This window comes from uncultured Maritalea sp. (assembly GCF_937139385.1).
In the GTDB taxonomy this organism is placed as follows: Bacteria; Pseudomonadota; Alphaproteobacteria; order Rhizobiales; family Devosiaceae; genus Maritalea; species Maritalea porphyrae_A.
The window spans coordinates 1-3310 of record NZ_CAKZPW010000416.1 but is presented as its reverse complement, the minus strand read 5'-3'; the positions used below and the strand labels follow the sequence as shown (position 1 = coordinate 3310).

The following is a 3310-nucleotide window of genomic DNA, read 5'->3' as shown; positions in this document are numbered from 1 at the left end:
GGCAACAAAGCGCTCAAACGCAGCAGGCCAACCACTAAGGCGCCTTTAATTTTTTCCATTGGCTGTCACAGGATGACTACTCAGATTCATAATCGCCATAGGTCGGGTCGAATGCGCGTATTATGCCGACAAAAGAGGTTGTATAATAGCCAGCTTTTTTGCAATCAGTAATTGGACTTAATGGTGTCACAGGTCAAACACGATTTTTTAACCTTTCAGGAGGTTATCCTCAAACTGCAAGAGTTTTGGGCGACACGCGGATGTGTCGTGCTGCAACCTCTGGACATGGAGGTGGGCGCGGGTACGTTTCATCCTGCGACCACATTGCGCGCGCTGGGTCCAAAACCTTGGCGCGCTGCCTATGTGCAACCGTCTCGTCGTCCAACCGACGGTCGCTATGGTGAAAACCCAAACCGTTTGCAGCACTTTTATCAATATCAAGTGATCCTCAAGCCTTCGCCTGAGAACTTGCAAGAGCTTTACCTGCAATCGCTCTACGCCATTGGCATTGACCCCAAGGTCCACGACCTGCGCTTTGTAGAAGACGATTGGGAAAGCCCAACGCTTGGCGCATGGGGTCTTGGTTGGGAATGCTGGTGTGACGGCATGGAAGTGAGCCAATTCACATACTTCCAACAAGTCGCGGGCTTTGAATGCGCGCCAGTTTCGGGCGAGCTGACTTACGGTCTTGAGCGGATTGCGTGCTATTTGCAAAACGTTGATAGCATTATGGAGTTGAACTTTAATGGGCGCGAAGGTGATGAGAAGATCACTTACGCCGACGTGTTCTTGCAAGCCGAACAAGAATTCTCACGCTACAATTTTGATCACGCGAACACAGAAATCTTATTCCGCCATTTCAAAGACGCCGAAGATGAGTGCAAAGCCTTGTTGGCTGCTGGTGCCGATGGCAATCAACACAAGCTGGCCATGCCTGCCTATGAGCAATGCATCAAAGCTTCGCATGCATTCAACTTGCTTGATGCGCGCGGCGTGATTTCGGTGACTGAGCGCCAGAGTTATATTTTGCGGGTGCGCGAACTCGCCAAGGCTTGCGGTGGAGCATGGTTGCAAACCGAAGCTGGTGGCGCGTAGACCTTTAATTCTTGCACACAATCCCCTATATCACCCTTGTATGATCAAGGAGATGTGCGATGAAACGATCAAAGGATCGACGAATTGCCGCGCCGCCCAATCGAGCGGCCAAGGCGCTGAGTGAACATCAATTCAAACTCAAAATCGTCAAAAACAAACGTGATTATTCACGAAAAGCGAAACATAAAAAGGGACATTTGGATCATCTCCAAAATGTCCCTTTTTTATTGGCCGCTTAGTCGTTCACAAGTGCCAACTCTTTGTATAAACTCGCGTTCAATATCCATATGGGAGGCGCTGCGCCATGGAAATTTTCTGGGTACTTTTCTCAATCGTCATCGCGGTGGGCATCTATGCGATCATGGCCTACAACAATTTGGTCAAGAACCGCCAAATGGTAGAAGAAGGCTGGTCGGGCATTGACGTACAACTCAAACGCCGCGCCAATTTGATCCCCAATATGCTCGAAACCGTCAAAGGCTACATGGGCCACGAAAAAGAAACGCTGCAAGCGGTTACTGAAGCGCGCGCAGCTGTGCAAGGCGCTGCCAATGCATCACCTGCCGAACGCGGCAAATTAGAGAGCATGTTGTCTGGCGCACTGGGTAAACTGATCGCCGTGGCAGAAGCCTATCCGGATCTGAAAGCGGACAGCACATTCCTTGAATTTCAAGGCGCTTTGCAAACAACTGAGGACGAAATTCAACTCTCTCGCCGTTATTACAATGGGGCCGTACGCAACTTGAATGTGATGGTGGAAAGCTTTCCTTCAAACCTTGTTGCCAACCAGTTTCAGTTCGTTAAAGCTGAGTATTTCGAACTTGAAAACGAAGCGGATCGTGCCGTTCCTGATGTATCATTCTAAGGTCAACTTGAGGACGCATCTGCGTTCATTTCTGATTGTTTTTGCAATGTTTTTCGCTTTGGCACCAGCTTATGGTGCTGAGGCGATTTTGTCCTATTCCTCTGTCATCGACGTGCAAACCGATCGCTCGATCATCGTCACCGAAACCATTCGGGTGAACGCGGAGGGACGCGAAATTCAGCGCGGCATTTGGCGCTATATCCCAACAGAATCCCGCGGCGACAATGGCTATGCAATCGATCACGGCCTTGAAGTCTTACAAGTGCTTCGAAATGGAGAGCCTGACGACTGGCATTCTGAAACGGAAGCCAATGGCGAACGCATCTATATAGGCAATGCCGATGTTTATTTGTCGCCTGGCATCTACAATTACACGTTGAAATACAGAACGTGGCATCAAGTGCGCGACTTGCCAGATTCTGACCAAATTTACTGGAATGTTACGGGAAACTTTTGGAACATCCCAATTAACGCGTCGGTTGCGCAGGTGCGCTTGCCAGAAGGCGCGCACATTCAGCAAACAAGAGCTTACACGGGTGCGTTTGGTAGCAGCGCCAACAATGCAACGATTTCCCACGATGGTGCACTAAACACGACTTTCAGTGCCAACCAGTCATTCGCGCCGGGCGAAGGGTTAAGCGTTGTCGTTGGCTTCAACAAAGGCTTGATGGAACCGCCCACGGCTTGGGATAATTTTTGGGCTTATCTTTCTGATCGCCGTGCTGTGTTTTTGCCCGCCATTAGTTTTTTGCTGGTTTTTTCCTATTTCTATTCTGCATGGAACGCGGTGGGCCGGGACCCCAAAAAAGGGACAATTATTCCATTGTTCTATCCACCCAAGGGCTTTTCGCCCGCTCTAACCCACTATGTGCACAACTTCGGATGGGCAAAGTCTGGCTGGACAGCTTTCACCGCTGCTTTGATTTCCTTGGCCACCAAAGGGTTGGTGCAACTCGGACAGAATGGGGACGACACGAAAGTCACTGTGACCAACAAAGAGCCAGGCGAATTACCCAGCGGCGAGCTAAAACTCTACACATGGTTCCATGCCAAAGGATCTGTGGTTATCGACAAGAACGTAGGCGCCAGCTTGCATGAGTTGCACTCGGATTTTATCGACACCATTGAAGATGAAAACGCCAATGAAATCGGAGCTGAAGCTCAATTGGTGATGCAAGGACAAAAACGCATCCTCGAAGAGGCTCTGTGTGAACTGACAGATCCTCGCGCCAGTAAAATTTTGCGCGAAAGATATCTTTTCGTGGAAGATCGTTCTTTGAGAGATATCGGTTCTGATCTTGGAATTTCTTCCGAACGCGTGCGCCAAATCGAAAAAGACGCGATACAAGA

Annotated in this window: 4 protein-coding genes; all 4 read left to right on the top strand. The window is 49.5% G+C overall.

Going from position 1 to position 3310, the window contains the following annotated elements; all coding sequences use genetic code 11:
* Positions 1 to 180 precede the first annotated feature (180 nt).
* Positions 181 to 1095 (top strand): glycine--tRNA ligase subunit alpha, encoded by a 915-nt coding sequence (locus Q0231_RS16385; protein WP_299349301.1) that lies wholly within the window; start codon positions 181 to 183, stop codon positions 1093 to 1095.
* 59 nt (positions 1096 to 1154) lie between these two features.
* Positions 1155 to 1334, top strand: coding sequence for a hypothetical protein (locus Q0231_RS16380; protein ID WP_269392490.1), 180 nt, complete (start codon positions 1155 to 1157; stop codon positions 1332 to 1334).
* Between the two features lie 65 nt (positions 1335 to 1399).
* The gene (locus Q0231_RS16375; protein ID WP_269392489.1) at positions 1400 to 1960 is read left to right on the top strand and encodes a LemA family protein; all 561 of its coding nucleotides are present in this window, start codon (positions 1400 to 1402) and stop codon (positions 1958 to 1960) included.
* A 46-nt stretch (positions 1961 to 2006) separates the two neighbouring features.
* The coding region (locus tag Q0231_RS16370) for a DUF2207 domain-containing protein (protein WP_299349297.1) at positions 2007 to 3310 on the top strand (1304 nt) is incomplete at its 3' end.

Coding starts and splice junctions, on each gene's coding strand:
- Q0231_RS16375 (WP_269392489.1), top strand. CDS start 1,400: ATGGAAATTTTCTGGGTACTTTTCTCAATCGTCATCGCGGTGGGCATC.
- Q0231_RS16380 (WP_269392490.1), top strand. CDS start 1,155: ATGAAACGATCAAAGGATCGACGAATTGCCGCGCCGCCCAATCGAGCG.
- Q0231_RS16385 (WP_299349301.1), top strand. CDS start 181: ATGGTGTCACAGGTCAAACACGATTTTTTAACCTTTCAGGAGGTTATC.